We start from the raw sequence: 26,476 nt of genomic DNA on the forward strand, positions 1-26,476 counted from the left end.
CCATGCGACTGCCCAAAACGTGAAGCCGATGGACGTACCTCCCTGTCACAGGCCCGGACGAGCAGCTGCCCGGCTCGTGCCTGCCGCGACAGTTCCCCGCCGGACTGCTCGAAAAGGGCATGCCCGATCGGCATGTTCGCGACGGCCCTCAGCGGTAGACAGCCGCGATCGCCCGGCGGGAGGCTGGGGCGCTGCAGTTCTCAAGGCCCGCGCTTCGCCTCGGTCCGGTCCTCCCGTGCGAGCGGCTTCCGCCGAGGAGTGCTGGCCCTCCGTGCGGCGCAGTGGACCGATTGCCGAAGGGGTGATGGTGATGACTGTGCTCCCATTCGCCCTCGTGCCGCACCAGACCGGCGACCTGTTCGGGCGTGAGTCCGAGTTCGCCCTCCTCGAGGAGCTCCTCGACGAGATTCCCGAACGCGGCGGGAGCCTGTGCCTGGAGGGACGGGCCGGGCTGGGGAAGACCTCCTTGATGCACTGGGCAGGACGTGCCGCCATGGCCCGGGGGTTCGAAGTCTGGTGGGCGGAAGGAAGCCTCTCGGAGAGGGACATCCCGTTTGCGGCAGTGGGGCAGCTGCTCACTCCCGTGAGGGATCTGACGGCCCGGCTGCCGCGTCAGATGCGCGCAGCCCTGGACGCCGCCTTGGGCTTCGAAACGACCGTCCCGGCGGCGGTGGATTCGGTGACCGCGGCCTTCAGCGAACTCGTCCGGCGCCTCGATGGCGTGCTACTCCTCGTGGTCGACGACTTCCAGTGGGTCGACGCGGAAAGCGCGGAGGTCCTCACCTCGAGCGCGCTGGCGACCCGCGCCCCGGGAGTCGGCCTACTCGCCGCCTGCAGACCTGCACCATCATCCGCCTGGTCCGCCGCGTCAGCGCCGCGATGGCCCGTGCACCGACTCAGGCCACTGAGCGGAGCGCTCGGCCGGGCGCTGGTCCGGAAGGTGAACCCGACCATCTCCGAGCCGGTCCTCAACGCGCTCGTCACAGCCGCAGCGGGGAACCCGCTGGCACTTGTCGAACTACCCGCGGCGATGAGCGCCGGGGAGTCGCGCGGAGCGGCACCGGGTGCCGACACCCTCCCGCTCAGCCCACGGCTGGAGCGCGTGTACTCCGAGCAGATCCTTGCGCTGCCCGCTGACACCCGGCAGACGCTGCTTCTGGCAGCACTCGACGACGGGCCTCCGGCCCTGATGACTCACCTCGCCGAGGAGGAACGGACTGGGCTGTCGGCAGCGGAGGAGCGCGGGCTCATCCGCACAGACCCGCGCACCGGGACCATCCGATTCCGGCACCCGCTGATCGCCACGACCGTGCTTCGCCTCTCGACGAGCAGCGCCCGCCGCGCCGCCCACCTCGCCCTCGCGCACCAGCTCAACCCCAACGACGACCGGTACGCGTGGCACATGGCTGCAGGCCTCATCGGACCCGACGAGGAGGTCGCTGCACTGCTCGAGGGTGTCGCAGAACGGGCGCTGCGCCGCGGCAGCCCCAACCTGGCGATCCAGTCTCACCTGCTGGCAGCGCAGCTGAGCACCTCGCTCGACGACCGGGCACGGCGACTGACCCGTGCCGCCCACGTCGGCGCGAACAGCCTCGGCAGCTTGCAGCAAGCATCGAACCTGCTCGCTCAGGCACGCCAAGCGCAACCGGCAGCCTTGAGCACGGTCCAAGCCGCGACTGTCGCTGCCCACGTTCTCATGAGCACCACCGGCGAGCTGGGCACCGCCCACCGCATGCTGGCCCCGGCCATCACCTCGGCGATCCACCCCGCGACCCGCGCGACGACCGGCGTGGCGACCACAAGGGGTCCCAACCCGGTCGGCACCTGGCTCGATCCCTCTGCGGACTCAGGCAGCGCCACCCCTGCGGCAGTCGCCGACGCGCTGCATCACCTCCTGAACCTGTGCCTTTACGCATCCGACGACCGGCTGTGGGCGACGTTCGACACGGTCGTCGCTGGCCTCGACCTCGCCGACTTGCCTGACCTTCAGCTGAGGATCGACACACTGGCCGACCCCATCCGGACCGCGTCACGAGCGCTGCCTCGTCTCGACTCGGCGATGGCTGGACTGAGTGAGCGCACGGATGCCAGCCGTATCGGACGGGTGGCGATGGCCGCCCTGCACCTCGACCGGGTCGACCAGGTCCGGGCACTGCTACTGCGGCAGGCCAAAGACGCCGAAGCCGGAGGCCCGGTCGGCCCCGGCATACTGGCGCTGTCGCTGCTCGCCATCCAGTGCATCAAGACAGGTCACTGGGCCGAGGCCGAGCGGTGCGCACGTGCAGGATTGGCCCTGTGCGAGCAGAGCGGATACCTGCTCTACACCGCCCCGTTCGAGTTCTCGATCGCCATGCTCGCGGCCGCCCAGGGGAACTCAGAAGCGGCTGGACGCACGTGCGCACACTTGCTCAGCTGGGCGGTCCCACGCGGGGTTCGCATAGCCCAGGTGTACGCAGCCCACGCCCAGACCATCCTCGCTCTGGGCGCCGGCGACTTCGACCGCGCCTACCGAGAGGTGACCTCCGTCTGCCAACCCGGCACGTTCGCACCTCACCTGGCGTGGGCGATCTGGATGTCGCTGGACGTCGTCGAGGCCGCCGTACTCTCACAGCACCCGACAGAGGCCGCCGCCCATGTCGAGGCGATGCACGCACACCAGATGGGTGCCCTGTCCAGTAGGTGCGCGCTGGTCCTGGCCGGCGCGACCGCCATAGCCGCTCCAGCTTTCGACCCTCACCTGTTCGAAGCCGCACTCGCTGTCCCCGATGCCGGCCGGTGGCCTTTCGACCTGGCCCGGATCGAGCTGCGTTACGGGCAAGGGCTGCGTCGAGCGAGACTCACGCGCGACGCACGCCACCATCTGCAGAACGCCCTGGCATCATTCGAACAGCTCTCGGCGCGCGGGTGGGCCGAGCAGGCCCGCACCGAGCTCCTGGCAACCAGCCGCATCAAGTCCACCCGCGCACCCACCGGCGCCGACCCGCTCACCGCCCAGGAACGCGTGGTGGCCCACCTGGCTGCGACCGGCATGGCCAACAAAGCGATCGCCACCCGGCTGCAGATCTCGCCTCGGACCGTCGGGGCGCACCTGCGCAACGTCTTCGGCAAGCTCGGCGTCCGCACCCGCGCTGCCCTGGCCGACGCTCTGGCCGGCGCCCAGGCCGGCGCGCAGGCCGGCGACGTGGCCGGCGACGTGGCCGGCGACGTGGCGGACGCACCGGCCGTTGAGCCGGGTCACGCTACCGACGCGGTGCCCGATTCGCCGGCACACCCCGCGCCGCGCGAGAGCGAACCCGCTGGAGACGCGCGAGGCCGCGTTCGTGCCGCTCCAGCGCGTGACGGCGAAGCAGCCTCGTGAGCCCGAGACCGCCCCGGCTGACAGGGCGCGCCGACGAACTGACGCTTCTACGTGACTTCGTCGCCTACCTCCAGCAGAGCGGCGCAGCGATCCTGCTGACCGGGCCGCCCGGGGTCGGCAAGACCGCGATGCTCAGTGCCGCCGCTGACCTCGCTGCAGAAGCCATGGTTCCCGTGCACGGCGTCACCGCGACGGAGTTCAACACCCCTGACCCCTTCACGTCATTGGGCACGCTGCTGACCCCACTGCGAGGGGCGATCGGTGAGCTGCCGCCGAATGCCCAGGAGGCGCTGGAGGTCGCGTTGCGGTTGCGCGAAGGACCGCCGGCGCGGCGCGAGGTCTTGGCCGCAGCCACGCTCACCCTCCTGCAGAAGGCGTGCCAGGGCGGTCCGCTGCTGCTGCTCATCGACGACGCGCACTGGCTGGACCCCGCCAGCGCGGAGGTGATCGCCTTCGTCGCGCGGCGCCTGCGAGGAAGCCGGGTCGGGGTGCTGGCCACCGTGCGGGCCGGCACGCACGGGCCGCTGCTGCTGGCGGGGCTTCCCGACCGTCAGCTGCGTCCGTTGGACCGGGCCCACGCCGACGCCCTGCTGCAGGTGCGCTTTCCCCAGCTCGCCACACCGGTCAAGGCACGCATCGTCGAGGAGGCTGACGGGCTTCCCCTCGCCTTGCTGGAGATGCCGATGGCTCTCACCGCGGCACAGCGGTCCGGCAACGCGCCGCTTCCGGCCCGCATGCCCGTGGCGAACCGGCTCACCCGACTGTTCGGCGACCGGATCGAACAACTGCCCAAGCATGCCCGCGCCCAACTGCTTCTGGCCGCGGTCGCCGGGGCGGACGACCATCTGTCCACCATCCAGGCCGCCTCGCTCGACCCGCACGTCCGCGGGGTGATCGCCGCCGAGGCGGCAGAGCTGGTACGCGTTCGCGACCTACCGGCACGGGTCCAGTTCGTGCATCCACTGGTGCGCGCCACAGTCGTGCACCAAGCAGCACCGCAACAGTTGCGCGCAGCCCACCTCGCGCTCGCCGGCGTGTACCCCACGGAGTCCGCCGCGCACGCCTGGCACCTGGCAGACGCGGCGACCGGGCCACACGAGACCGTGGCGTCGATGCTCGAGGCGCTGGCCGTGCGCACCCTCGCCACAGGAGGCGTGCAGGCGGCGATGACCGCGCTGCAGCGCGCGGCGGAGCTCAGCCCCGACCGTACGCAGCGGGCCAAGCGAGAGATCCAGGCGGCGTTCGTCGGCGCCAACGTCACAGGCGACCTACAACGAGCAGCCGAACTGCTCGCTGACGCCACCCGGCTCGAGCCAGCCCTGACCGGCTCGTTGGCCGCGACGGTCACCGCGTCCTACCTACTGCTGAACGGCCAGTGCGAGGTCGATGCCGCGCACCATCTGCTGGTCCGCGCCATCGAGAACCATCCGGGCAACTCGGACCCGTCCGACCCGCACCTCATCGACGCCCTCCACAGTCTGATGATCATGAACTCGTTCGGTGGTCGGGAGACGCTCTGGGAACCGTTCCGGCGCGCGCTCTCCAGGCTGGGAGAGAACGTGCCTGCGGACGTCGACCTGTGCCACCGGATGTTCGGTGACCCGGTTGGCCATGCAGCGCACGGCATGGATCAGCTCGACGCGGCCTTGGCCGGGTTGGCCGATGAGCTCGACCCGATCCGGGTGACGCGCTTGGCCCTGGCCGGCCTCTACACCGACCGTCTCGACCGTTGCCGACCCACGCTGCGGCGCCTCATCAACGACGGCCGGCAAGGGGAGGGCGTCGCGCTTGCCATCCATGCCCTCATCTCGAGCTGCATCGACGACTGGCTGACCGGCCAGTGGGACGAAGCCTTGGATCTGGCTGCCGAAGGCAGCGCGTTCGGCGACACGCACGGGTACCGCCGTTACCGGGTCATCCTGGCGGGCTACATGGAGCGGCTCGTCCAGGTCTGCCGGGGCGACCTCGACGACCGCCTGCAAGCCGTGGACGAGATGGCCGACTGGGGCAGCGAACGCGGCGCCGGCATGTGCACGACCTTCGCCGCGCACCTGCAGACGCTGCACGCCATCGCGCAGGAAGACTTCGAGGCCGCATACGGGCACGTGACCGCCGCCAGCCCACCCGGCGACCTGGGCCGGTACGCACCCCACCGCCTCTGGATGCTGTACGACGTTGTGGAAGCGGCCGTCAAGACCGGCCGCCGTGGGGCCGCTGCCGCGCACGTGGCAGCCATGCGTGAGGCGGAGCTGCCCAAGGTCTCCGCCCGGCTCGCCATGCTCACCGCAGGCAGCGCAGCTCTGGCGGCGCCCGACCCGCAGGACGCGTCCGCCCTCTTCGCCGAGGCGCTGGCGGACCCGGCCACCACCCGGTGGCCCTTCGACCGGGCCCGGATCCAGCTCGGCTTCGGAGAGCGTCTGCGCCACGAGCATCGACTGCCTGAGGCACGTCGACACCTGCACGCAGCTCACGCCGGCTTCCAGCAGCTCAGGGCGCATCCGTGGCTGCGACGCACTGAACGGGAGCTTCGCGTGACCGGTCAGCCCACCTTGCCGAGCACCTCGGAGGTCGATGCGCAGCCGTTGACGCCTCAGGAACGGCAGGTTGCCGAGCTTGCCGCGTCGGGCTTGACGAACCGCGAGATCGGCGAACGGCTCTTTCTCTCGCACCGAAGCATCGGCGCCATCCTCTACCGCGTCTTCCCCAAGCTCGGTGTCACCTCCCGGGCCGCGCTACGCGGCGCGCTGGATGCACGGGCAGCACGCATGGGGCCACCCTCCTCGAGAAGCTGAGCCAACCCTCACGGTGTCGAGCGGTAGCCGTCTCGCTGTCGAACGGCCGATGGCCACACCGCCGCGATGCCTCATGGTCGGTCCACGGAGTCGTCGAGGCCCACGGCAGCACCGGCGCGTGTCCGTCGCGCCGGGCACCGCGGCACCAATATCCGGAGGTCGCGATGGGAACGAACACACGTGAAGGTGACGCACGGCGCAGTGTGCACCTTCTCAGGCGGGTCCCGCTCGGTGCCGGCATCACCTGCATCATCATGCTCGCCTTCAACCTGCGGCCGGGGGTCGTGAGCGCCGGTCCCGTCCTGGAGGAACTCGAGAGTGATCTGTCGCTGACGCCGGTACTGGTGTCGGCCCTGACCACCCTGCCGGTCCTGTGCTTCGGCTTGGTGGGGGCGCTCACGCCGTGGCTGGAGGTTCGCGTGGGCTTGCGAAACCTCACGGTCTTGGCCGGCTCGGTGATTGCTGCCGGGCTGTTGGCTCGGTCCGCGGCGCCCAACGGCCTCTCGTTCCTGGTGCTGTCGGCGGTGGCGTTCGCCGGGATGGCGATCGGCAACGTGATACTGCCCTCCCTGGTCAACGTTCACTTCGCATCGCGGGTCGGCAAGGTCACGTCGATCTACACGACCGTCTTGGCCGGGGGCATCCTCGCCGCCTCGGTGCTCACCGTGCCGGTGGCGACCCTCGCCGGATCGTGGCGTTGGGGATTGGCACTGTGGGGGGCGGTGGCCTGCATCGGTGTCCTTCCTGTCGCCGGCCTCGTCCGACGAGTGCCGCACGTATGGGCGGCAGCCCACCGGAGACACCTCGACGCCATCCAGCCGGCTCGGAAACGAGGGCGCCGAGTCCGTGGTACGCGTTCGGGCCTGACCTTCCGGGCGGTCGCCCGGACGCGTCTCGGATGGGTCATGGCCCTCTTCTTCGGGTTGCAGTCCATCCAAGCCTTCGCCGGCTTCGGCTGGCTCGCGCAGATCTACCGCGACGCGGGGTTCAGCGCATCGGCGGCGGGGATGCTTCTGGGAGTCGTGACCGCCACCGTCGTCCCGCTGTCCCTGGCCATGCCGCTGCTCGTCGCCCGCACCGGGCACCCAGGGCCTTTGGTGTGCGCCCTCGCGCTGCTCTACCCAGTGGCGTACATCGGCCTCGCCGTCGCCCCCGTGAGCGGAGCGTGGCTGTGGGCGGTGCTGCTCGGGGTCGCCAACGCCATCTTCCCCGTCAGCCTGCTGCTGATCGGTCTGAGGGCGCGGACGGAGAATGGGACAGCCGCTCTGTCCGGCTTCACCCAGTCAGTGGGCTACCTGCTCTCGGTGGTGGGTCCGTTCGGGGTCGGGGTCCTGCACACGCTGACCGGGGCATGGACGGTTCCGCTGTTCGCGCTGGCCGCGCTGGCGGTCCCACAGTGCGCCACTGGGCTCTATCTGGCCCGCCCCGTCATCATCGAGGACGTCGTCAGCGCTGCGCCGGCGGCCACCGTCAGACAGCGCTAGTGACAGTGCTGCGTCCTCCGCGTCCCGAGGTCGCGGGCAGTCGTCTGACCGATGCGTCCTCTGGCGGCTCGTCCGGAAACTGAGGCCGGTGAGCAGGCCGGACACCACCGCCCTCTCCGCGCCGCACCCCCTGCCGGGCCGCTCGCATCTCACGCGCCCGCTGCGGCAGCGAGCGCGTCCACCTTGGCACCTTCTGAGGAGTTGCAGCCATGATCGCCACACACCACCGAAGCGTCGACATCGACGGTCTGTCCGTCTTCTATCGCGAAGCCGGCCACCCGCAGGCACCGACCCTGGTCCTCCTGCATGGGTTCCCGACAAGCTCGCGCATGTTCCGCAGGCTGATTCCCCTCCTGGCCGACACGTATCACGTGGTCGCCCCGGACCACATCGGGTTCGGTCAGTCGTCCATGCCGTCACTCGACGAGTTCCCCTATACCTTCGACGCCTTGGCCGACGTCACCTCGAAGCTGCTCGAGAAGCTCGAGATCGCCAGTTTTGCGATGTACGTCCACGACTACGGTGCACCGATCGGCTGGCGCCTTGCCCTCGCGCAGCCGGGACGTATCACGGCCATCATCACCCAGAGCGGCAACGGGTACGAGGCCGGATTCGTCGAGGAGTTCTGGGAGCCGATCTGGGCCTACGCCAAGAATCCCGGTCCGGAGACGGAGCCCGGAGTGCGTTTCCTCGTCAGCGCCGAAGCCACCCAGTGGCAGTACCTCCACGGCGTCCACGAGCCGGACCTTGTCGATCCCGACTGTTGGGCGATCGACCAGGCCTTTCTCGACCGGCCCGGCAACGACAAGGTGCAGTTCCAGCTGTTCCACGACTACATCAACAACATCGACGGATACCCGGCACTGCACGACTACTTCCGCACGACCCAGGTGCCGCTGCTCGCCGTCTGGGGTGCCAACGACAAGATCTTCGGCGCACTTGGAGCCCCGGCCTTCAAGGAAGACCTGCCTGACGCGGAGATCCATCTGCTCGATGCCGGACACTTCGCCCTCGAGAGCCAACTGGACACCATCGCCAGCTACATCCGTGGGTTCCTTGGGGCTCACGCCTGACGCGGACGCCCTATATCGCGGTCGTACCATCGAGACCGGGTCGCGGTCCGCGTTGCGCTTCCCGGATACCCCGTGAACCCGCTCACCAGTGCCGCGTGAGCCGAGAGGGGCACACGGCTGGGGCAGCCAGATGGTCGCTTCGAAGGAGTTGAGATGGCGTCCTTGGTGTCTGTGAACGTTGGCCTCCCGAAGCGGGTCGACTGGTCGGGTCGCACCGTCCTGACCGGGGTCTGGAAGCGTCCGGTGGAGGGACGTCGACTGGTGCGGCGCCTCAACATTGACGGCGACGGGCAGGGAGACCTTGCCGGGCACGGCGGGGAGCAACGGGCCGTCCTGGTGTACCAGACCGCCTCGTACCGGCACTGGGAGGAACACTTCGACATCGACCGCCTCCCAGCGGCTGCCTTCGGCGAGAACTTCACCGTCGAGGGTCTGGCAGACGACGAGGTGTGCATCGGCGACCGGTTCGCCATCGGGGAAGCCCAGTTCGAGGTCACCCAGCCCCGAGTGACGTGCTTCCGCGTCGGGATGCGACTTGGCCAACCTCAACTGCCTGCGCTCCTCGTGGCCCATCGCCGACCGGGCTTCTACATGCGCGTACTCACCGAAGGCTACGTCGAAGCCGGGAACCCGATCACGCTCCTCGAGCGCGGGCCGCACGCGCTGAGCGTGGCCACGGTGGACGCGCTGCTCTACCTTCCTGACCCGGACTACAACCTGGTGGAGCAAGCAGCCCAGATCGCGGCGCTGAGTCCCGGTTGGAAGGGCTCGTTCCGGGAGATGCTGCAAGCGGGAAGCGGCACACGTTCGCCCGGAGGCGTCATGGTCCGGGCTCAGCCTGCGTGGTCGGGCTTCCGCACGCTTCTGGTTCAAGACGTGGTCCGGGAAAGCGAGCTGGTCACCTCGTTCTACCTCGGCGCCGCGGACGGGACGCCGCTTCCCCGGGTGAGGCCGGGGCAGTATGTGACCCTGCGCGTCGCCGGCGCAGGGGAGCCTGCTCCCATACGTAGCTACTCCCTCTCCCGGGTGACCTCACCGATCACACCACGACCCGGATCCCGGGCAGACGGCGCCACCTATCGGATCAGCGTCAAAAGGGAGGGGGCTGGGGCAGTCAGCAGCTACCTGCATGAACACCTGCAGCGTGGTGGCCCGGTAGAGGTCGCCGCCCCGCGGGGTGAGTTCGTGCTCGACGCCAGCACCGACCCAGTCCTGCTGATCTCAGCCGGGATCGGAGCCACTCCGGTGCTGGCGATGCTGCACGAGCTCGCGGAGACTCACACCCGTCGGGACGTCTGGTGGGTTCATGCCACGAAGAGTCTCGACACCCTCGCGTTTGCCCACGAAGTCGAACAGCTGCTCGCCTCGATGTCGTCGGCGCACTCCACGGTGTACCTGAGCGCTGGCCGGGAACCTTTGCCGGCGGGGATGGAACCAGGGCGACTCACCGCTGAGGTCGTCACCACCATGGGCCTGCCCACGGACGCCTCGGCGTACGTGTGCGGACCTCCCGCCTTCATGGATGACATCACCGCAGCCCTGGTGGCGGCCGGAGTCAGGGCGAGCAAGATCCATACCGAGCGATTCGGGTCGGTGGCGTCTGTCAACCCTGGCGTCGTCGCGGCCCCGACCCGTCCACCCCACCAGCCACCCGGTGCCCCCGGCGATGGCCCGTCCGTCACCTTCGCACGCACCGGGTTGACGGTGAGCTGGTCGGACCGGTTCGACGCCGTCCTGGAACTCGCCGAGGCGTGCGATGTGCCCACGCGGTGGTCATGCCGCAGCGGCGTGTGCCACACGTGCGTCACGTCGGTGATGGCAGGAGAGGCCGCGTACACCACCGAGCCACTTGAGGTGCCAGGCCCGGAAGAAGTGCTGATCTGCATCTGCCGACCGACGAGCGACCTGGTGCTCGACCTCTGAGCCCACACCGAATCTGACTGCCAAGCAGGGGGTTTCGCACAACCCTCGTTGATCCACGCCTCTGGCCGACCGCGCGAAACCCGCCCCCACTCGTCGAGCCGACACCCGCTCACTCGGCCCGTCCTGCCTTCCATGGCGCTGCTCAGACCGGCCCGCTGGTGCACGGGGCAGCCGCCCCGGCGCGCAGGTGCAGTCGACTGACCGATGAAGACCCTCGCGGTTTCCCGCGAATGTGGGCTGCGGGTGAGCAAGAAAGGCGGTCCTCGACAGAGTCCGCCCAGTCCGTCCGGTTTGCGCTCGCCCGCGCATCCTGATGCGCCATCAAGCTCATCTGGCGCGCTCCCTCCGGCCTTGAGGACATGGCACTGATGACGGAAACCCAGCACCAGACCAGGGACTTCGACGTCCCGTCGCTCGGTGGTCGTGTCGACACCGAGCACCCCTGCGCGCCGGTGGTGCTGAACCATGACGCGACCCGCCGGGGATCGGCTCGCCCGGTCGCCTGCTTCGAGGAAAGGCGGTGACACAGCTCGCGAGCCGTCGGTCGGAGCGGCACGGCTCAGTCACCCCTCGTGATCCCGCGTCAGTCACCCCTCCTGATCCCGCGCTCGCACCGCGCGTCAGTGTCGTAGCCGTGCTCACGACGACTGACCACAAGGTGATCGGCAACCTCTATCTCGGAACTTCGTTCGCCTTCTTCCTGCTCGGCGGCGTCATGGCCCTGCTCATCCGAGCCGAGCTCACGGCTCCCGGCCTGCAGGTCGTCGACAACCCCGCCCAGTACAACGAGCTGTTCACGATGCACGGCACGATCATGCTGCTGCTCTTCGCAACACCGTTGTTCGCCGGCTTCGCGAACGCGATCATGCCGTTGCAGATCGGCGCACCCGACGTTGCGTTCCCGCGCCTGAACATGTTCGCCTACTGGCTCTACCTCTTCGGCGCCTTGACGGTGTGCGCCGGGCTGTTAACACCCGACGGCGCCGCCAGTTTCGGCTGGTACGCGTACGCGCCCTTGTCCGATGTGAGCTACAGCCCCGGCCTCGGCGGCGACCTGTGGGTCTTCGGCCTCATCTTGGCCGGTTTCGGCACGATCCTGGGTGCGGTCAACTTCATCACCACGATCATCTGCCTGCGGGCGCCTGGGATGACGATGTTCCGGATGCCCATGTTCACGTGGACGGTGCTGGTCACCTCGCTGCTCGTGATCCTGGCCTTCCCGCTGCTCGCCGCGGCCCTGTTCCTGCTCGGGGCGGACCGCAGGCTCGGCGCGCACATCTTCGCGCCCGAGAACAACGGTGCCATGTTGTGGCAGCACCTGTTCTGGTTCTTCGGCCACCCGGAGGTCTACATCATCGCGCTGCCGTTCTTCGGCATCATCAGCGAGGTCGTCCCGGTCTTCTCCCGCAAGCCGTTGTTCGGCTACAAGTCCATGGTGTTTGCGATCATCGCGATCGCCGCGCTGTCCGGGAGCGTCTGGGCGCACCACATGTACGCGACCGGGCAGGTGCTCCTACCCTTCTTCGCCGTCATGACGATGCTCATCGCCGTACCGACTGGCATCAAGTTCTTCAACTGGATCGGCACGATGTGGGGCGGCAAGGTCGTCCTGGCGACCCCGATGCTGTGGGCGATCGGCTTCCTCGTGACCTTTCTCTTCGGTGGCCTGACCGGCATCATCCTGTCCAGCCCGGCCCTGGACTTCCACCTCAACGACAGCTACTTCGTCGTCGCGCACTTCCACTACACGGTCTTCGGGACCGTGGTGTTCGCGATGTTCTCCGGCTTCTACTTCTGGTGGCCCAAGCTGACCGGTCGGATGCTCGACGAGAAGCTCGGCAAGATCCACTTCTGGATGCTGTTCATCGGCTTCCACACCACCTTCCTCATCCAGCACTGGCTGGGCGTCGAGGGCATGGCCCGTCGTTACGCCGACTACCTGCCGGAGGAGGGGTTCCAGGCGGACAACATCGTCTCGAGCCTCGGTGCCTTCCTGCTCGGCGCCTCGATGATCCCGTTCATGTACAACGTGTGGAAGACCTGGCGGCATGCCCCGCTCGTCGAGTCCGACGACCCGTGGGGCTACGGGGCCTCGCTCGAGTGGGCCACCTCCTGCCCGCCGCCGCGGCACAACTTCACCTCGCTGCCGCGGATCCGCTCCGAGCGGCCGGCCTTCGACCTGCACCACCCCGAGGCGGGGGCGTCCGGGCAGAAATGACTGGTCGAGCGCGGCTGCTCGGTCGCCACGGGCGGGCAGTGCGGTCCGTGTGCAGACGACGGTGACGTCCGTGGCGTCCAGGTGCAGCAGCTCTGGGGCGGAAGAGGACCGGCCTTGGGGGGCGGACGGCATGGTGCAGGTGCATGGCGGAGCGGGCGTGGCCCAGCTGGAGGGCGCGGCGCATCGCACCGAGCGGAACGACGCCGGGTCCACCGCCGACCAGCAGGGCGGGCTCGGGCTGGCTTGGGGCTTGGCTGACTTCCGCAGGTGTAGGTGCGGACCAGTAGCCGAGCGGCAGGGGCCGCCGCGGACGGGAGCAAGAGGTTCGTCCTCGTACGAATACACGGGCCAGGCTCTGCCCGTCGAGTTGGGCCTTGAGGTTGGTGGTGCAGTCGCCAGGGGAGTGGACCATGAGTGTCGTCGGCGGCGGTGTCGACGTTCGGGGGGACGACGTCCAGGCTGACCCCCGCGACTACTCGTGGTCCACGGTCACCCGTCAATCAGCTGCTCGGCTGGGCCGATCGGCAGCAGCACCGACATCGGTGTGGAGCGGGTGGGGTTCTCCCGTGAGGCCGTTGCGCGACAGGGCCAGGGTCTCGTGGACGGCGTCGGCGAACGCCTGTGGCGACTCCTGGGGCAGGTTGTGCCCGGCGTTCGGCACGTGCCGGTGCACGCGCGGCCCGGCGAAGTGTGCTGCCGCGGCGGAAGCCTCGGTGGCGGGGAAGTTGCCGTCGGCCAGCCCTTCGAGCGTCACCGCTGGCACCGTGATGACGGGCAGTGCGTTCAGGGCTGCCTGCACCGCGGCGTAGCGGGGGTGGCCGCCGGCGAGTCCGAGCCGGTGGCGGTAGGAGTGCAGGACCACATCGGCATAGTCGGGGTTGTCGAACGCCTCCGCGGTTCGAGCCAGGGTTTGCTCGTCGAAGTCCCACGCGGGGGAGTTGTGGGCCCAGATGACTTCAGCTATGCCGCGGGGGTTGGTTCGCAGCGCGTTCTCGCCCCGGACGGTGCAGAAGTACCAGAAGTACCAGAACCCAGCCTCGACAGCGGGTGGCAGCGGCTGCGTTGCTGCGGTGAGGTCTTGCACGAGGTAGCTGTTCACGGCGACGAGCCCTGTGCAGCGGGTGGGCCACAGTGCCGCGGCCACGCAGGCGGCTCGTGCTCCCCAGTCGTAGCCGGCGAGGACAGCGGAGTCGATTCCGAGAGCGTCGAGCAACTCGATGACGTCAACGCCAAGGGCCGCTTGCTCGCCGGAGCGTGCAGCGCTGCCACCGAGGGACCGGGTGGGGCCGTGGCCGCGGAGGAAGGGCACGATGACCCGCAGGCCAGCCTCGGCGAGTAACGGTGCGACGCGTTCGTAGGAATGGATGTCGTACGGGAAGCCGTGCAGCAGGAGGACGGCCTGGCCATCTGCTGGGCCCTGCGCGACATACGCGACGTCCAGAACGTCGGTCTTCACGCGCTGGATCGGGCCCAGTGGCGGCGGCGCACTTGCGTCCTTCTCATGGGGGAGATCTGTCGTGTGCAGCCGGTCGGGGTCGCGCCGTGCGGGGGGCATTCGTCACCTCGTGCGGAAGGTGCCGCCACGGCCTCCCCGGTCGCAGGGGAAGCCGTGGGGCCGATGGGTGTGGTGGTTGGTCAGCGGGTCCGGACGGCGGCGCGGGCGGCGCGCTCGATGAGGGCTGCCGTCAGACGCGGGTGGGAGATGCCCACCACGTGCGAGGAGCCGGGCACCTCGATCGCCTCCACGGCTCGGGCTCGGGTGGCCATGAATCGGTGCGTACGGCGCGGGATGTTGCGGTCCAGCTCGCCCCAGATGAACCGCGACGGAACCGTCTTCCACAGCGGATTCGATCCGAAGGGCTCGCTGAATGCCGACTCCAGGATGGGCCGCTGGCTCGTGGCCATCTGTGCGGCCTTGCGGCTACTCAGGTCGGCGCAGAACTGCGCGTGGTACTTGTCCTGGTCTATGTACAGGTCGTGGCCGCCCGAGGACAGGTTGACGACGGTGAGGGTGGGTCCGAGGGTGCTTCCGGGGAACTTGCCGACGAGACTGGCTCCGGTCTCGCCGCTGTCTCCGGCAAGGCCTGAAACGTAGACGAGCTCCCGGATGTCGCCGGCTTCCGCATCGGCGCTGCTGATGACGACGCCGCCGTAGGAATGCCCCACCAGCACGAGCGGCCCTGTCAGAGTTCGGAGTACGTCACTGAAGTAGGCGGCGTCGTACGCAACGCCACGCAGTGGCACCGCGACACTGACGGCATGGTGCCCTTGTTGCTGCAGGATGCTGACCACCTCGTCCCAGCTGGAGGACTCCGCAAACGCCCCGTGGGCCAGCACGATGGTCGCCTTGCGGTGGTCATGCGGGGCCATCGGCCCCCCGCCCCCGACGCGATCAGTGGCATGCGCTGTTCCCGCACGGCTGACGGCGCTCAACCCCGCGGCTGTGCCGACGGCCGCCGTGGCTCGGAGAAGTGATCGGCGGCTGGGGGCGGTCGATGCGGTGGTTGCCTCTCCAGGCTGATCTGGAACAGCAGAAGGATGCTGAGTCATGACGGTCCTTTCGTGAGCTCACCGGTCAAAACGAGCGGTCGAAGGGCCATCCGTCTTGCACCTAAGGCCGCAGGTCGGTACGGGTCCGGTGGATGAGGTCCACCGGGGAGTGGGCACGTCGAGGATGCGCGCCCCCCTGGGTCCTTGGAATCGGTCGATTGACTGTGCTGGTCTGCCGAGTTGACAGCGGAAAACCGCTCTGGCGTGTGTTCACGACGTGCAGCCGAGCTCGAGAGTGGTCGCGGACGCGAAGTGCTCTTCTGGCGGCGGCGTTCTTCAGCAGGCTGATTGCCGCGTGACGAGTCCGGTCACTGCGACGGCTGGTCGGGCGGCCGGGAAGGTCGAGGGGACGGATGGGCCCTCGGGCCTGCAGGGGCGGGTCGCCGTCTCGTCAGAGGCGCGAGTGGTCGCACTGGGGGCGCATGAGGCCCAAGCCGGTCCCGTCCGGCGCAGCCCCCAGATGTTGCCGGCCGCGCGGGTGCGCGCCTCCGCCTGGTCAAGCGTCTGAAGAACAGCCCGCCCTTCGCGGAGCAGGACCTGCCCCGCAAAAGTCAAGGAAGCGCCCTTGTGATTCCGGATGAACAGGACCGTTCCGAGATCACGCTCGATCTGGCGCACGGCCCGGCTCAGCGCAGGCTGCGTCATGTAGAGGCGCGCCGCCGCGCGGGTGAAGTTTCCTTCCTCCGCCACCGTGACGAAATAGCGCAACTCTCGAGACTCCACCGAATTCACCCCCTCGGTGGTGAGAGTACCTCTCACCACCTGAAGGAGCCACGGTCCTGTCTACGCTTCCTGAAGCCGGTGACCCAGGCGATTCACGACCCGGGTCGCGCCCTGCGCCAACGGTGCGCGGGGGTTGGCCCGCCATGCCCGCAAGGTTCCACGCAGGACGAGAAGGCACAAAGAGGCGTCCAGCTCGTCGTCGCTGTCTGGTCGGTCGTGGCCGCGTTGCGACGCCAGTGCGGCGGCGAGGGTGTCCTCCCACTCCTTCTGGTTGGCCAGGGTGCGTGCCCACAAGTTGGGTACACGGCGAACGAGGCGGTCACGTTGCGCGAGGGAGTCCCGCTGGGTCTCGAGGAACTCCGCGAAGCGTTCGACAAAACGCAGCACCTGTTGCACGGGTGGGTCAGTGACGTCGATCTGTTCCGCGCATCGAGCGACCTGATGGAGGAACAGCGGTTCGTAGCCGAAGAAGACGTCTTCCTTCGAGCCGAAGTAGCGGTAGAAGGTAGCGGTGGCGATTCCGGCTCGAGCGCACACCTGCTCCACGGTGACCTCGTCGAAGCCCCGCTCGGTGAAGAGGTCAAGGGCCACCGTCTCAACCCGCTGACGCGACTCTTCCCGTCGTCGGGACCTCTCACGGAGGTAGTCGGGTCGCGGCTCATCGAGAGTGTGACGGTCGTCGCAGACGCCGGGATCCTGACGAGTGCGCATGACTCGACGGTACGCCGCCCGTCGGGTCATGAGTACGTCAAGCCTGCTCGATGATCGACCGGCGGCCGCTGTCGTCTCGGCCCCGCTCCGAGCTTGGAGCGGGGCCGTTCATCTTCTGCCGACCGACCGGCGTACCGCTCAGACCTGCTGGGCGCCACCGTCGACAAAGATCTCGGCGCCCGTCATGAAACTGCTCTGGTCGCTGGCAAGGAAGAGCGCGGCGTTCGCGATCTCCTCGGGGCGGCCCATCCGGCCCAGGGGGACGGTGGATGCGAGGCCCTCGAGCAGCGCCTGCTTCTCGTCCGGCGTCGCCGCCAGCCCTTCCACGCCGGGCGTCTGAGTGGGGCCCGGGATCAAGGTGTTGACTCGGATGTTGCGTCCCACCAGCTCGACTGCCCAAGTACGAGCGAAGGATCGGATGGCCGCCTTGGATGCGGCGTACACGCCGAACGCGGGAGTTCCCGAGGTGGCGGCGGTGGAGCCCAGCAGAACGATGGCTGCACCATCGTTCAGGACCGGAAGGGCCTTCTGGACAGTGAACAGGGTGCCGCCCACATTGCCGTTGAAGGTGTCGGCGAAGTGCTTGGGGGTGATGGCACCGAGCGGGGCGAACTCGCCCCCGCCGGCGTTGGCCATCAGCACGTCGAGACCGCCTCCGTGCCTACGGATGACGTCGACGAGGTGGTCGAGGTCTTCGAGATTGCTGACGTCGCCCCGAATGGCCGTCACGTCCTCGCCGATGGATCCGGCTGCCTCGTCGAGTGCTTCCTGGCGGCGGCCGGTGATGAAGACGTGGGCTCCCTCCGCGGCGAAGCGGCGCGCGGCCGCGAGGCCGATGCCCGAGGTGGCGCCCGTGACGAGGGCGTTCTTGCCGTTGAGCTGTCCCATGATGACTTCTCCCACATAGTTGTGTATCGCTTGGTACAGAAAAGGCTAGGCGATCCTCGGGGCGGTGGCAAATCTGTACCGTTCGGTTCGAAACTGTTATGATCTCACCGAGGAGAGGTGAGATCCGTGACCAGACGAGGCAGACCCCGCGGGTTTGACGTCGACACCGCGCTCGACCGAGCGGTTGACGTGTTCTGGCGCCACGGCTACGAGGGCGCCTCGCTGGATGACCTGACAAGCGCCATGGGCATCAACCGGCCCAGCCTCTATGCGGCCTTCGGCAACAAGGAGCAGCTCTTCCGGCTCGCAGTCGCTCGCTACGCCCAGGTCGACATGGCGTACGCGCGGGAGGCGCTCGCGGAGCCGACCGCAGCTGCAGTGGCCGCCTCGCTCCTGCGCCGGAACGTGGAAGCGGTCACTCGTCCCGGCCGCCCGGCTGGCTGCCTCACCGTCCAAGGCGGCACTGCGTGCAGCGCCGGGAACGAAGCCGTCGCCCAGTTCCTGGCCGCCAGCCGACTGGCGGGGGAGCGGCATCTCGCAGAGCGATTCGAACGCGCCGTGGACGAGGGTGATCTGCCTGCTGGTACCGACGCCGCAGGCCTGGCTCGGTTTGTCATGGTCGTCGCCGAAGGCCATGCGGTGCACGCTGCAGCGGGGGTCAGCGCCGAGGATCTCCACACGGCCACCGACATCGCCCTGTCGGCGTTCTTCGCGCACGTATCCACCGGTCACCACTAGGACGGCCCCGGACCTCCGAGACCTTCACTGATCCGCGCACGCGTCGACCCGACGCACTCCGGTCCCGAGTAGCGCATCACCGGACTCGCCGGGCAATGCCCAGTCCCGACAGGCAATTTCGGAGTTTCGCCTGACCGAGCCAGGCCGATGAGTGCTGATGAGTTCACCTCCGTGCCTCCCTCCGGCCCGTTGCCAAGATGAGCAGAAGCCGAGGGTTGGTCAGCTCTAAGCGGACCAAACCCCGACGCCCAACTGTCACCGCACCCCGTCGACCGCCACATCCGTCAGACGACTGTTGAAGGGCACGGATCCCAGCCGCGCGCCACCGAGTCCGCTGCCGGAGGAGCGGGGACACGAACAGGCAGCCCGCCCGACGGGTCGCGCCCCCGCTGAGGGCGTGTGCGGTTGCTGGCAACCGCGAGACCTCAGGACTCCGATGCGGTGGCGCTTCGTTGCGTCTTCGGGTCGCTCTCCCGCTCCTACCGAAACACCACCGGGTGTGGATGTCGTGGGACTGTACGAGACGGTGTCGGGGCCCGACGCGCCGGCGTGAAAACCGATTGCTGAGGAGGGCTCCGTGGGCGAGGCTGTCGGGCGATGACTGACCTCTATTACGAGACCAAGGGCCAGGGCCCGACCGTTGTTTTCCTCCACTCTGGCGTCACCGATCTGCGCCAGTGGGATCCGCACTGGGAAGCACTCGCCGACAGCTTCCACGTGGTTCGTTATGACCGGCGCGGCTGGGGCAGAAGCGTTCTGCCCACTGAGCAGGCTCCCGGATACTCGGACGCGGAGGATGCGCTCGATCTCCTTGATGAGCTCGGCATCGAACAGGCGGCATTGGTTGGCTCCTCAGGCGGGGGTGTGGTTGCTCAGCAGGTTGCCTCGGCATGGCCGGAACGGGTCAGCCGGCTGATTCTGATGTGTGCTGACACCGACGGCGTCGACCCGACACCAGCGGTGCGCTCCTTCGCCCAGCACGAGGAGGAACTGCTCAGGACCGGTGACATCGCCGGTGCTGTCGAGCTCAACGTAGAGACATGGCTCGGTCCTGAGGCGAGCGAAGAGAGCCGGGCGCTGGTGCGTGAGATGCAGCGCAACGCATTCGAGGTCCAGCTCGCCGCAGGTGACAATGTGCCGCGCGAGGCGGGTCCTGCCATCAACCTGACGCGGGCCACCATGCCGGCATACGTGATCAACGGTTCTCGGGACCTCGACTACTTCGGGCTGACAGCCGACGCCATCGCGGACAGACTTCCTCGTGCGCGCCGCGTGGTTCTGCCCTGGGCCGGGCACTTGCCCAGCCTCGAGCGGCCTAGCGAGATCACCGAGCTGCTCGCGGACGCGCTGGCCTGATCCGGGGAGGAAGTGGGCAAGCGGCGGAAAGACGTGCCCGTACGACGTGCCGATCGCGCAGATCGAGGACCTTGCACAAACCAGCCAGACTGAGTTCTCCTCGTGGGCGCAAAGCACAGCGCCGTACGGCCGTGCCAAGCAGCCCTCCTCGGCCGATATGGCGGATGCGTTCCCTCAGCGCGGCATGTCCGGCACACAACTACCGCTTCGAGCGAGCGGTGTCGTGGCGAGTCGAACCTGGTCATGGAGAATGCCCGGGTGATCCTCGCAAAAGGCAAGACGATCTGGAGCGGCTGGGCGCTGACGCTCGCGTCCTGCGCGGTGGGATGCGTCCTTGTCGCCGTGATCGCCTGGTCATTCCCCGGACCGCCGATCGGGCCGATCGTCCTGGCTGTGGCGCTGGTTCTGATCGTCACTGCCAGCCGGCTGTACGTCAGGATCGAGTCGGACGGGCTGTCGCTTCCCGTGGTCTGCGCCGGGAAACGATCCTTCGAACCGACGGGGGCCGCACCCGCCGCTGATCCCGACGCCGTGACCCGGCTTCGGCCCAGCGCTCGAGTACACATCGAGCGCTGGCGGCACGGATGGTTCAGAATGCTCGTGGCCGGCAATGCCGGGTCGGGTGTCGCGGCGGTTACGCAGCGGGTGCCGCGTGACAGGGGAGATGCATGACGGACAGGGAAGTCCTCGACAGGAGCCCGCAGGCGGGATCGGAGTCGAAGTCGCAGACACGCAGGGCTGTCGGGATCGTCGGTGCGGGGCTGGCGCTGTCAGGCGTCGTCCTGTTCGCGGGTGCACACGCGCTGGCACCGGAGCGCGGCTCGCGCAGCGCAGCGGCTGCTCCCGCGAGCACGCCGTCGCCAACCGTGACGCCCCCGGCCGCTCCAAGCACGCCTGCGGCGACGCTGGCCAGCGAGGGCGGATTCCCCGGAGACGCGGAGCAGCAGTCGTTCTACCTGTGGGCGGCCACGCACCGGGTCGGGTCGCTGAACCTGCCGGGACTGGACCCCGGCGGTCCGCTGCTGACCGAGGTCGTGACCGGCTACTGCGACATGCTGTCGGAGGCGCCGACCGGTTCCGGAACGGCGGTGACCGCGGTCATCCGCCGCGAGACCGGAGCCTCATGGACTGAGTCGCGTGAACTGCTCGAGCGCTCCGTCGCAGCCTTCTGCCCGCAGAAGTACCGCCACCTCGTGTAGCGCGCCGACGTGCATCGCCGCGACGGTGGTGAGCCGGAGTCTTGAGCTCCGTGACACCTGAAGCCAGGTGTACGAACTCACCGTGGGTCCCGATGTGCCTGTCGATGGGTTCTGGTCCATCTCGGTGTACAACGCCGAGGGCTTTTTCGAACCGAACGATCGCGGTGCCTACAGCGTCAACAACATCACAGCCCGCCACAACGACGACGGCAGCGTCACGGTCCCTCCCTGCCCATCACCGAAGGCTGGAACTACCTGGTCAGGCTCTACCGGCCCCGCCCCGAGATCCTCAGCAAGGCGTGGACCTTCCCCACCCTCTCGCGGTAGCGACTCGGCGCACTCAGATCGGCACGATCAACCGCGCGCTGGGCGGCATTCCGGGACGTTGCTCTACTCCGAACGCTGGCTGATCCGGGTGGCAGCCCTGACGGTTGGCAGCGGGTGCTGGGCGAGTCACGACCCGTTGTCGGCGACCTGCTGATGCCCGGCTCGGGACATCGGGTCCGCGGTGATGATCTGCAACAGCTCGTCGGCGCTTACCGTGAGGGTCGGGCACGAGATGCGCAGCCGCTTGCTCCCGCCGCCCGGCGCTTCCGCGGAGCCGGCCGGGGCCGTCGCAGGGCGCAGCCTCAGGACAACCTGGCCGGTGCCGGGCGTCGTGGCGAACACGGATGCTGACACGATGCGATCCCAGGTTGCGACGCGGTGCCGGAACGGGACCGTGTCATCCCGCACACCGCTGTCGTCGACGGTGACACTCAGCCCCCGGCTCTTGGCCACCCAGACGCCTCCCCAGAGGGCCACCACCACGGCGACGACAGCGACCACGATCGGCGACCCCGGTATCAACCCAGTAGTGGTCCCGCCATACACGGACATTCCCATGCCCCCGCCGCACAGAAGGGACGCGACCACGACCTGACGGTCGGTGGCGAAGGTGAGCGTCTGCCCGGGCCCTCGCACCACGGGGACACGGTCGGCGGGTCGCGGACCCACCATGGCCGCGACCGCGAGATCCGCCAGGAACAGGAGCATCCCAAGGACGCAGGCCGCCACCAGCGCGTCGAACACGCCACCGGCGTGCTGCAACGTCATGGCCAGGCCCATCGCGAGAAGCCCGCAGCCTCCCGCACCCAGGCCCAGAGGGCTGATCCGGCCATAGGAGAACTCCCGGGCATGCTCCCAGTAGTAGGCCTCCACACCGCTCACCCGTCGTCTCCCTGTGTGCGTCTCGCTGGACCGGTTGGCCTGCATGGGATTGATGTGCCGTTCATTCTCCCCGGGGCACAGTAGCGCCGCCGGGGTGTCAGCAGGCCCAGACCTGCCGGCCCAGATCGATGTCCAGCACCTGCGACGGCACCCTGCCGTCCATCTCCTGTTCGCAGCTGGACGTGCCTCACCGATCGAGCTACACCGAGGCAGCCCGCGGCTTCGCGGGAGGGTATCGCCTGCGCCGGGGGAGGCCGCGCTCCATGGGCGAGTGGCACCGCCTGAGAGCTGTCGGTGCGGTGACGCAGCGTCGCGGGTGCGACCACATCGCAACATTGCGGCCAGGCGCCCGCCGCCCGCTAATGGCCGACACGGTCCCCGCCCACGTGGCCTGCGCGGGCGTCCTTCCTTGTCCGGCGTTGCCTGGGGACGCCGCCTGTCACGGAGCTGTTGGGCGCAGTTGGTGGCGGCGGAGGGCCCACTCATCGAGCTTCTCGAACGGTTGCTGGGCCATGTCGTCCTGTGCGCCCTGGCCAAGCTGGGTCTTCGCTTTGCAGTGGCCGGCCGATCAGCCTTTCGAGGCCGATCGCGCGTAGGCCTCGGCGACGCTGGCCACCTTGCGGACATACGCGTCAGAGGCGTTGTAGCGGAGCACGGCTTGCGTCCAGTCGGCGCTGTTGCGGAGATCGAGTCCGCCCGAGCACAGGTGTCGCGCCGCCGCCCATGCCGCATCGTCGATGTCAGAGGGGTCTGCGACGCCGTCCGCGTCTGCGTCGGCGCCGAAAGTGCGCCATGAGCCGGGGAGGAACTGCATCGGACCGATGGCGTGTTCCCAGGTGTCGTCACCGTGCAGGCGCGGTCCGCCCGGCGCGGGTCGGATCGCAGCCACCCCGCCTTCGCCGTCGAGCGCGGGGCCGACAATCGGCCGGGAGGTGCGCCCATCCTCCAGCAGACGAATCCCGGCGATCGTCCCGTGGGCGGACTCCACCTCACCGACAGCCGCCAGCGTCGCCCAGCCGACGTGGCACCTGGGGCGCCCCTTGGCCTCGAGGATTGACGCCCTGCCGTAGGCGCGCAGTGCCACCGGAGGGATACCGGTGCGCTCAGCGGTGCGCGCCAACCACATCGGGTCGGGTTCGACCACGAAGGCTGTCGCGTTTGCATCGTGGCCGGCCCCCGTCGACGAGGCCTCGGCATCGCTCACGGCGGGTGCGGTCAGGGCGGTGGTGTCGACGATGTTGACGAGGGACCTCGACGCAGGCGCTTCGACGACACTTTGGCCCCGGTGGCCAGTGAGCCACGCCGTGCCGAGGAGGGCGAGAGGGAGGACGAGTACGGCTGCGTGAGCCGAGCGGCGGCGGGGGCGGTGATGCGACCGTCTAGGCACCGTTAGCCGAACCGGCCGGTGAGGTCGTCGGCGGTGCTCTGGCCCTGGGCCGTCAGGCCGGCCCTCATGGCCGAGGACCAGACATTCCAGGAAGTGCTTCGCATACCGCCATCTTGGTGCATCAGGCCCCAACGCTGCACGACGTTCGAACCCTCGCGATGTGCGCAGGACATCCGCGCGAGCGATGGTGGGCCGGCCGAGCGTCCAGCGAGCGGCAGATCTAGTTACTCGAGCCGATCAAGCGAGCGTTGAGTATCGGCGGCCGTGGTGAGGTGATTGTCGACGATGGGCCACCAATGTCGAGGTCGGAGCTCGCGGCGCCCGCGTTCTAAGGTGATCCACTCGCCGTCGACGATGGGCTCGACGGCGTCCATGGCGACGAAGACCGGCACGTGGGCCCATGGCGTGGGGTGCGGGTAGTCCATATCCGGATGCGGCACGACGTTGCGCACGTACCCCACACAGCGGGTCACAACTTCACTGCCGCCGAATACGTCGTAGAGCAGCGGGGCCAGACCCGCCGACGGGCGGCCCCGCTCTTGGTCGCTACCGAGCAATCGCGTCGGTAGGTCCAGGCCCTTGGCGGTCGGTACACAGAAGAACCGGGGATCCCCGTATGCGGGCCATTTTGTCAACAGCAGTCGGACGATGATCGCCGGCACTGCCACAGCGCAGTCGTCACCTGCCCAGACCTCGGCGGAACTGCCCGGGGGGAGCCAGGGAGCCCGCGGTGTCGTCGCGATCAGGTGCTCGTCCGGCATGGCAGGACCCTAACCGGCCACCTCTCCGCGGCCGGGTTGGAGGAAACGCGAGCGTCGGCCGCGGCTGACAGGAGCACACTGGTCCGATGGTGGCAGGGCGCCGACCCGGGCGACGGACCAACATCGCACTCTTGGTGCTCTTGGTTGGCTGCTTCGTCAGCGGCTGTGCGGCGTTCGGAGTCGGGCGTGCCCCCGAGTCCAGGCTCGTGACCATCGCCCACGGCGCCGCGGGGCTCGGCATCCTCGTCCTGGCGCCGTGGAAGACTGTGATCGCAAGGCGGGGTCTGCGCCGGCCGCGTGGGCACACGGTCGGGATCGTGTTCGCGGTCGCCCTCGCGGTCAGTCTGCTCGCTGGCCTCGCCCATTCGACGTTCGGCCGACTCGAAGTAGGCACCGTCACGGCGCTCACCGTGCACGTCGCGGCTGCGGTCGCCGCCGTGCCGTTCGCGGTGAGCCACGTGGCCCGTCGTCGGCAGCGGCTGCGACCGGGCGATGTCTCCCGCCGGGTGGTGTTGCGCGCCGCCGGCCTGGGGGCCGTGGCAGCGCTGGCGTACGCCGCCCAGGATGCCATCACCCTGGTCGCCGACCTGCCCGGAGCCAGGCGGCGTGAGACGGGCTCCTACCAGGTCGGGTCCGGCCGACCAGCCGGTATGCCCGTCACCCAGTGGTTCACCAACAGGGTGCCGCGCATCGACCTGGCCACGTACAGGCTCGAGGTCAGCGGATCCGACGGCCGGGCGCTGCATCTGACTCACGGCGACCTCGTGGCGATGGACAGCGTCGTCGACGAGTCGGCCGTGCTCGACTGCACCGGGGGCTGGTGGGCCGAACAGGTCTGGCGCGGAGTGCGACTGGCCACTCTCCTCGGGATGCCGCAACAGGGATCCATCACCGTGCACTCGGTGACCGGCTACACCAGACGCTTCCCGGCCGAGGAAGCCGCCGTCCTTCTTCTTGCCACGCATGTCGGCGGCGCCCCGCTCTCCCCGGGTCATGGCGGGCCGGTCAGGTTGGTGGCCCCTGGCCGCCGGGGGTTCTGGTGGGTCAAGTGGGTCGACCAGGTCAGCGTTGAACCAAGCCCGTCATGGGTGCAGCCGCCGTTCCCGCTCCAGTGAACCTGCAGGCGCTCACCTGGTGCGGCACCACTGAAGCGAACCGGGCGTATCGCTGCGCCGCACGACATACCGCCACGACGGGCGCCTGGGTCCTTCTGCCTGGGCTCTTCCGTGTTGGGTCGACTCAGGGCTCGATACACCGCGGCCCATCTGACGCCCACCACCCCGGCGATGGCAGGGACGTCGTACTAGGCACGCTTGTGGTTCCTGAGGTTGCAGGTGCTGTCCTGGGGACGCGGTGCGACGGCGGCTTCTACCCTTGAACCGGAACTGACAGGTTCGACTGTCCCTGGGGCTACAGCGATTCCGGCCCTCGCCGAACCACCATCGTCGGTGGTGCCGACGTCGCTCAGGCGCCGTGAGCCAGGACGAGAACGCGGGCTGCCGTTCCTGCGGCCCCCACCGACCGCTCCATCCTCCGGAGGTGCGACATGACCGTCCCCGAGACCCCGGCAGAGCCACCGACTCAACCCGTGACCCACTTCCCCGCCTCTCATCTCGTCAACTGGAGCGACATCACGCCTGCCGAGTGCCAGAGACTGCTTGACTCCCGCAACGTGGGCCGAATCGGGTGGAACGCCCTCAGCGGTCCGATGATCCTCCCCATCAGCTACATGCCGGTCAATGACCTCCTGGTCTTCCGCACCTCCCCGTTCGGGCTGCTCTCCGAGCTGGTGCGTCCCACCGAGGTGGTCCTGGAGGTGGATGACCTCGACGTCACTCGGCACACCGGCTGGAGCCTTCTCGTCCACGGCCGGGCCGAAGCCATCGCTTCACCGCCCCTGCTGAACCATCTGTGGATGATCGAAGGGGCGCAGCCGTGGGCTGCGGGGGTGCGCACCGTCTTCATCGGGATCACCGTTGAAGGGGTCACCGGCCGAGCCTTCGGCGGGTTCTAGCCTCGACTCTCCGTCGAACTACGGAAGCCGCTGCACACCCATGCATGCACGTCGGCACGGCCGCGCCGCTCGCGGCAGATGCGTGAAAGTCA

Annotated in this window: 22 protein-coding genes; 14 read left to right on the forward strand and 8 right to left on the reverse strand. The window is 68.8% G+C overall.

Annotated elements, in window-relative coordinates:
• Positions 1-310: 310 nt before the first annotated feature.
• From ABD241_RS04580 to ctaD, 7 genes are all read left to right on the forward strand, one after another.
• The gene (locus ABD241_RS04580; protein ID WP_344058861.1) at positions 311-3,358 is read left to right on the forward strand and encodes a helix-turn-helix transcriptional regulator; all 3,048 of its coding nucleotides are present in this window, start codon (positions 311-313) and stop codon (positions 3,356-3,358) included.
• Positions 3,355-6,150 carry an AAA family ATPase gene (locus ABD241_RS04585; RefSeq protein WP_344058863.1) on the forward strand — a complete coding sequence of 932 codons (2,796 nt, stop codon included), beginning with the start codon at positions 3,355-3,357 and terminating at the stop codon, positions 6,148-6,150. The genes ABD241_RS04580 and ABD241_RS04585 overlap by 4 nt, the downstream gene beginning before the upstream one ends.
• 164 nt (positions 6,151-6,314) lie before the next feature.
• On the forward strand, positions 6,315-7,634 hold the full coding sequence (locus tag ABD241_RS04590) for an MFS transporter (RefSeq protein WP_344058865.1): 1,320 nt from the start codon (positions 6,315-6,317) through the stop codon (positions 7,632-7,634).
• A 209-nt stretch (positions 7,635-7,843) separates the two neighbouring features.
• On the forward strand, positions 7,844-8,707 hold the full coding sequence (locus tag ABD241_RS04595) for an alpha/beta fold hydrolase (protein ID WP_344058867.1): 864 nt from the start codon (positions 7,844-7,846) through the stop codon (positions 8,705-8,707).
• A gap of 153 nt (positions 8,708-8,860) precedes the next feature.
• Entirely contained in the window at positions 8,861-10,630 is a 1,770-nt protein-coding gene (locus ABD241_RS04600; RefSeq protein WP_344058870.1) for an MOSC domain-containing protein, read from the forward strand.
• 359 nt (positions 10,631-10,989) lie between these two features.
• Positions 10,990-11,154: a hypothetical protein gene (locus ABD241_RS04605; RefSeq protein ID WP_344058872.1), complete on the forward strand. Its 165-nt coding sequence runs from the start codon at positions 10,990-10,992 to the stop codon at positions 11,152-11,154.
• Positions 11,151-12,848, forward strand: coding sequence for an aa3-type cytochrome oxidase subunit I (gene ctaD, locus ABD241_RS04610; protein ID WP_425580683.1), 1,698 nt, complete (start codon positions 11,151-11,153; stop codon positions 12,846-12,848). The genes ABD241_RS04605 and ctaD overlap by 4 nt, the downstream gene beginning before the upstream one ends.
• Positions 12,849-13,344: 496 nt before the next feature.
• On the opposite strand, the gene ABD241_RS04615 is transcribed toward ctaD, so the two are convergent.
• The 5 genes from ABD241_RS04615 to ABD241_RS04635 form a co-directional block, all read right to left on the reverse strand.
• The gene (locus ABD241_RS04615; RefSeq protein ID WP_344058877.1) at positions 13,345-14,304 is read right to left on the reverse strand and encodes an alpha/beta fold hydrolase; all 960 of its coding nucleotides are present in this window, start codon (positions 14,302-14,304) and stop codon (positions 13,345-13,347) included.
• Positions 14,305-14,483: 179 nt separating this feature from the next.
• Positions 14,484-15,281, reverse strand: a complete 798-nt coding sequence (locus ABD241_RS04620) for an alpha/beta fold hydrolase (protein WP_344058879.1) — start codon at positions 15,279-15,281, stop codon at positions 14,484-14,486.
• 393 nt (positions 15,282-15,674) lie between these two features.
• Positions 15,675-16,121, reverse strand: coding sequence for a LysR family transcriptional regulator (locus ABD241_RS04625; protein ID WP_344058881.1), 447 nt, complete (start codon positions 16,119-16,121; stop codon positions 15,675-15,677).
• A 60-nt stretch (positions 16,122-16,181) separates the two neighbouring features.
• Complete coding sequence (locus ABD241_RS04630) at positions 16,182-16,832, reverse strand: TetR family transcriptional regulator (RefSeq protein WP_344058883.1); 651 nt, start codon at positions 16,830-16,832, stop codon at positions 16,182-16,184.
• 138 nt (positions 16,833-16,970) lie between these two features.
• Positions 16,971-17,720, reverse strand: a complete 750-nt coding sequence (locus ABD241_RS04635) for an SDR family oxidoreductase (RefSeq protein ID WP_344058885.1) — start codon at positions 17,718-17,720, stop codon at positions 16,971-16,973.
• Between the two features lie 126 nt (positions 17,721-17,846).
• Between ABD241_RS04635 and ABD241_RS04640 the strand changes: the two genes are divergently transcribed.
• The 5 genes from ABD241_RS04640 (at position 17,847) to ABD241_RS04660 (ending at position 21,494) form a co-directional block, all read left to right on the forward strand.
• Positions 17,847-18,458: a TetR/AcrR family transcriptional regulator gene (locus ABD241_RS04640; protein ID WP_344058887.1), complete on the forward strand. Its 612-nt coding sequence runs from the start codon at positions 17,847-17,849 to the stop codon at positions 18,456-18,458.
• Between the two features lie 597 nt (positions 18,459-19,055).
• Positions 19,056-19,814 carry an alpha/beta fold hydrolase gene (locus ABD241_RS04645; RefSeq protein WP_344058889.1) on the forward strand — a complete coding sequence of 253 codons (759 nt, stop codon included), beginning with the start codon at positions 19,056-19,058 and terminating at the stop codon, positions 19,812-19,814.
• 258 nt (positions 19,815-20,072) lie between these two features.
• Positions 20,073-20,486: a hypothetical protein gene (locus tag ABD241_RS04650; RefSeq protein WP_344058890.1), complete on the forward strand. Its 414-nt coding sequence runs from the start codon at positions 20,073-20,075 to the stop codon at positions 20,484-20,486.
• A complete protein-coding gene (locus ABD241_RS04655) occupies positions 20,483-21,013 on the forward strand; it encodes a hypothetical protein (protein ID WP_344058891.1) in 531 nt (176 codons plus the stop codon). The genes ABD241_RS04650 and ABD241_RS04655 overlap by 4 nt, the downstream gene beginning before the upstream one ends.
• A gap of 124 nt (positions 21,014-21,137) precedes the next feature.
• Positions 21,138-21,494 (forward strand): hypothetical protein, encoded by a 357-nt coding sequence (locus ABD241_RS04660; RefSeq protein ID WP_344059530.1) that lies wholly within the window; start codon positions 21,138-21,140, stop codon positions 21,492-21,494.
• Here the strand turns inward: ABD241_RS04660 and ABD241_RS04665 are convergent.
• From ABD241_RS04665 to ABD241_RS04675, 3 genes are all read right to left on the reverse strand, one after another.
• On the reverse strand, positions 21,467-22,222 hold the full coding sequence (locus tag ABD241_RS04665) for a hypothetical protein (protein ID WP_344058893.1): 756 nt from the start codon (positions 22,220-22,222) through the stop codon (positions 21,467-21,469). The genes ABD241_RS04660 and ABD241_RS04665 overlap by 28 nt on opposite strands.
• 568 nt (positions 22,223-22,790) lie before the next feature.
• A complete protein-coding gene (locus ABD241_RS04670) occupies positions 22,791-23,426 on the reverse strand; it encodes a lytic murein transglycosylase (protein WP_344058896.1) in 636 nt (211 codons plus the stop codon).
• A 407-nt stretch (positions 23,427-23,833) separates the two neighbouring features.
• Positions 23,834-24,370, reverse strand: coding sequence for an NUDIX hydrolase (locus ABD241_RS04675; protein WP_344058898.1), 537 nt, complete (start codon positions 24,368-24,370; stop codon positions 23,834-23,836).
• 206 nt (positions 24,371-24,576) lie between these two features.
• Between ABD241_RS04675 and ABD241_RS04680 the strand changes: the two genes are divergently transcribed.
• Together ABD241_RS04680 and ABD241_RS04685 are read left to right on the forward strand one after the other, a co-directional pair.
• The gene (locus ABD241_RS04680; RefSeq protein ID WP_344058900.1) at positions 24,577-25,485 is read left to right on the forward strand and encodes a molybdopterin-dependent oxidoreductase; all 909 of its coding nucleotides are present in this window, start codon (positions 24,577-24,579) and stop codon (positions 25,483-25,485) included.
• A 473-nt stretch (positions 25,486-25,958) separates the two neighbouring features.
• The gene (locus ABD241_RS04685; protein ID WP_344058903.1) at positions 25,959-26,384 is read left to right on the forward strand and encodes a pyridoxamine 5'-phosphate oxidase family protein; all 426 of its coding nucleotides are present in this window, start codon (positions 25,959-25,961) and stop codon (positions 26,382-26,384) included.
• The last annotated feature ends 92 nt before the right edge of the window (positions 26,385-26,476 follow it).

The organism is Terrabacter lapilli, assembly GCF_039531305.1.
GTDB lineage: Bacteria > Actinomycetota > Actinomycetes > Actinomycetales > Dermatophilaceae > Terrabacter > Terrabacter lapilli.

Bases quoted from the DNA above. Each gene is read 5' to 3' on its own strand.
- ABD241_RS04635 (WP_344058885.1), bottom strand. From the start codon at position 17,720: ATGGGACAGCTCAACGGCAAGAACGCCCTCGTCACGGGCGCCACCTCG.
- ABD241_RS04655 (WP_344058891.1), top strand. From the start codon at position 20,483: ATGACGGACAGGGAAGTCCTCGACAGGAGCCCGCAGGCGGGATCGGAG.
- ABD241_RS04645 (WP_344058889.1), top strand. From the start codon at position 19,056: ATGACTGACCTCTATTACGAGACCAAGGGCCAGGGCCCGACCGTTGTT.
- ABD241_RS04605 (WP_344058872.1), top strand. From the start codon at position 10,990: ATGGCACTGATGACGGAAACCCAGCACCAGACCAGGGACTTCGACGTC.
- ABD241_RS04590 (WP_344058865.1), top strand. From the start codon at position 6,315: ATGGGAACGAACACACGTGAAGGTGACGCACGGCGCAGTGTGCACCTT.
- ABD241_RS04600 (WP_344058870.1), top strand. From the start codon at position 8,861: ATGGCGTCCTTGGTGTCTGTGAACGTTGGCCTCCCGAAGCGGGTCGAC.
- ABD241_RS04675 (WP_344058898.1), bottom strand. From the start codon at position 24,370: ATGCCGGACGAGCACCTGATCGCGACGACACCGCGGGCTCCCTGGCTC.
- ABD241_RS04580 (WP_344058861.1), top strand. From the start codon at position 311: ATGACTGTGCTCCCATTCGCCCTCGTGCCGCACCAGACCGGCGACCTG.
- ABD241_RS04630 (WP_344058883.1), bottom strand. From the start codon at position 16,832: ATGCGCACTCGTCAGGATCCCGGCGTCTGCGACGACCGTCACACTCTC.
- ABD241_RS04595 (WP_344058867.1), top strand. From the start codon at position 7,844: ATGATCGCCACACACCACCGAAGCGTCGACATCGACGGTCTGTCCGTC.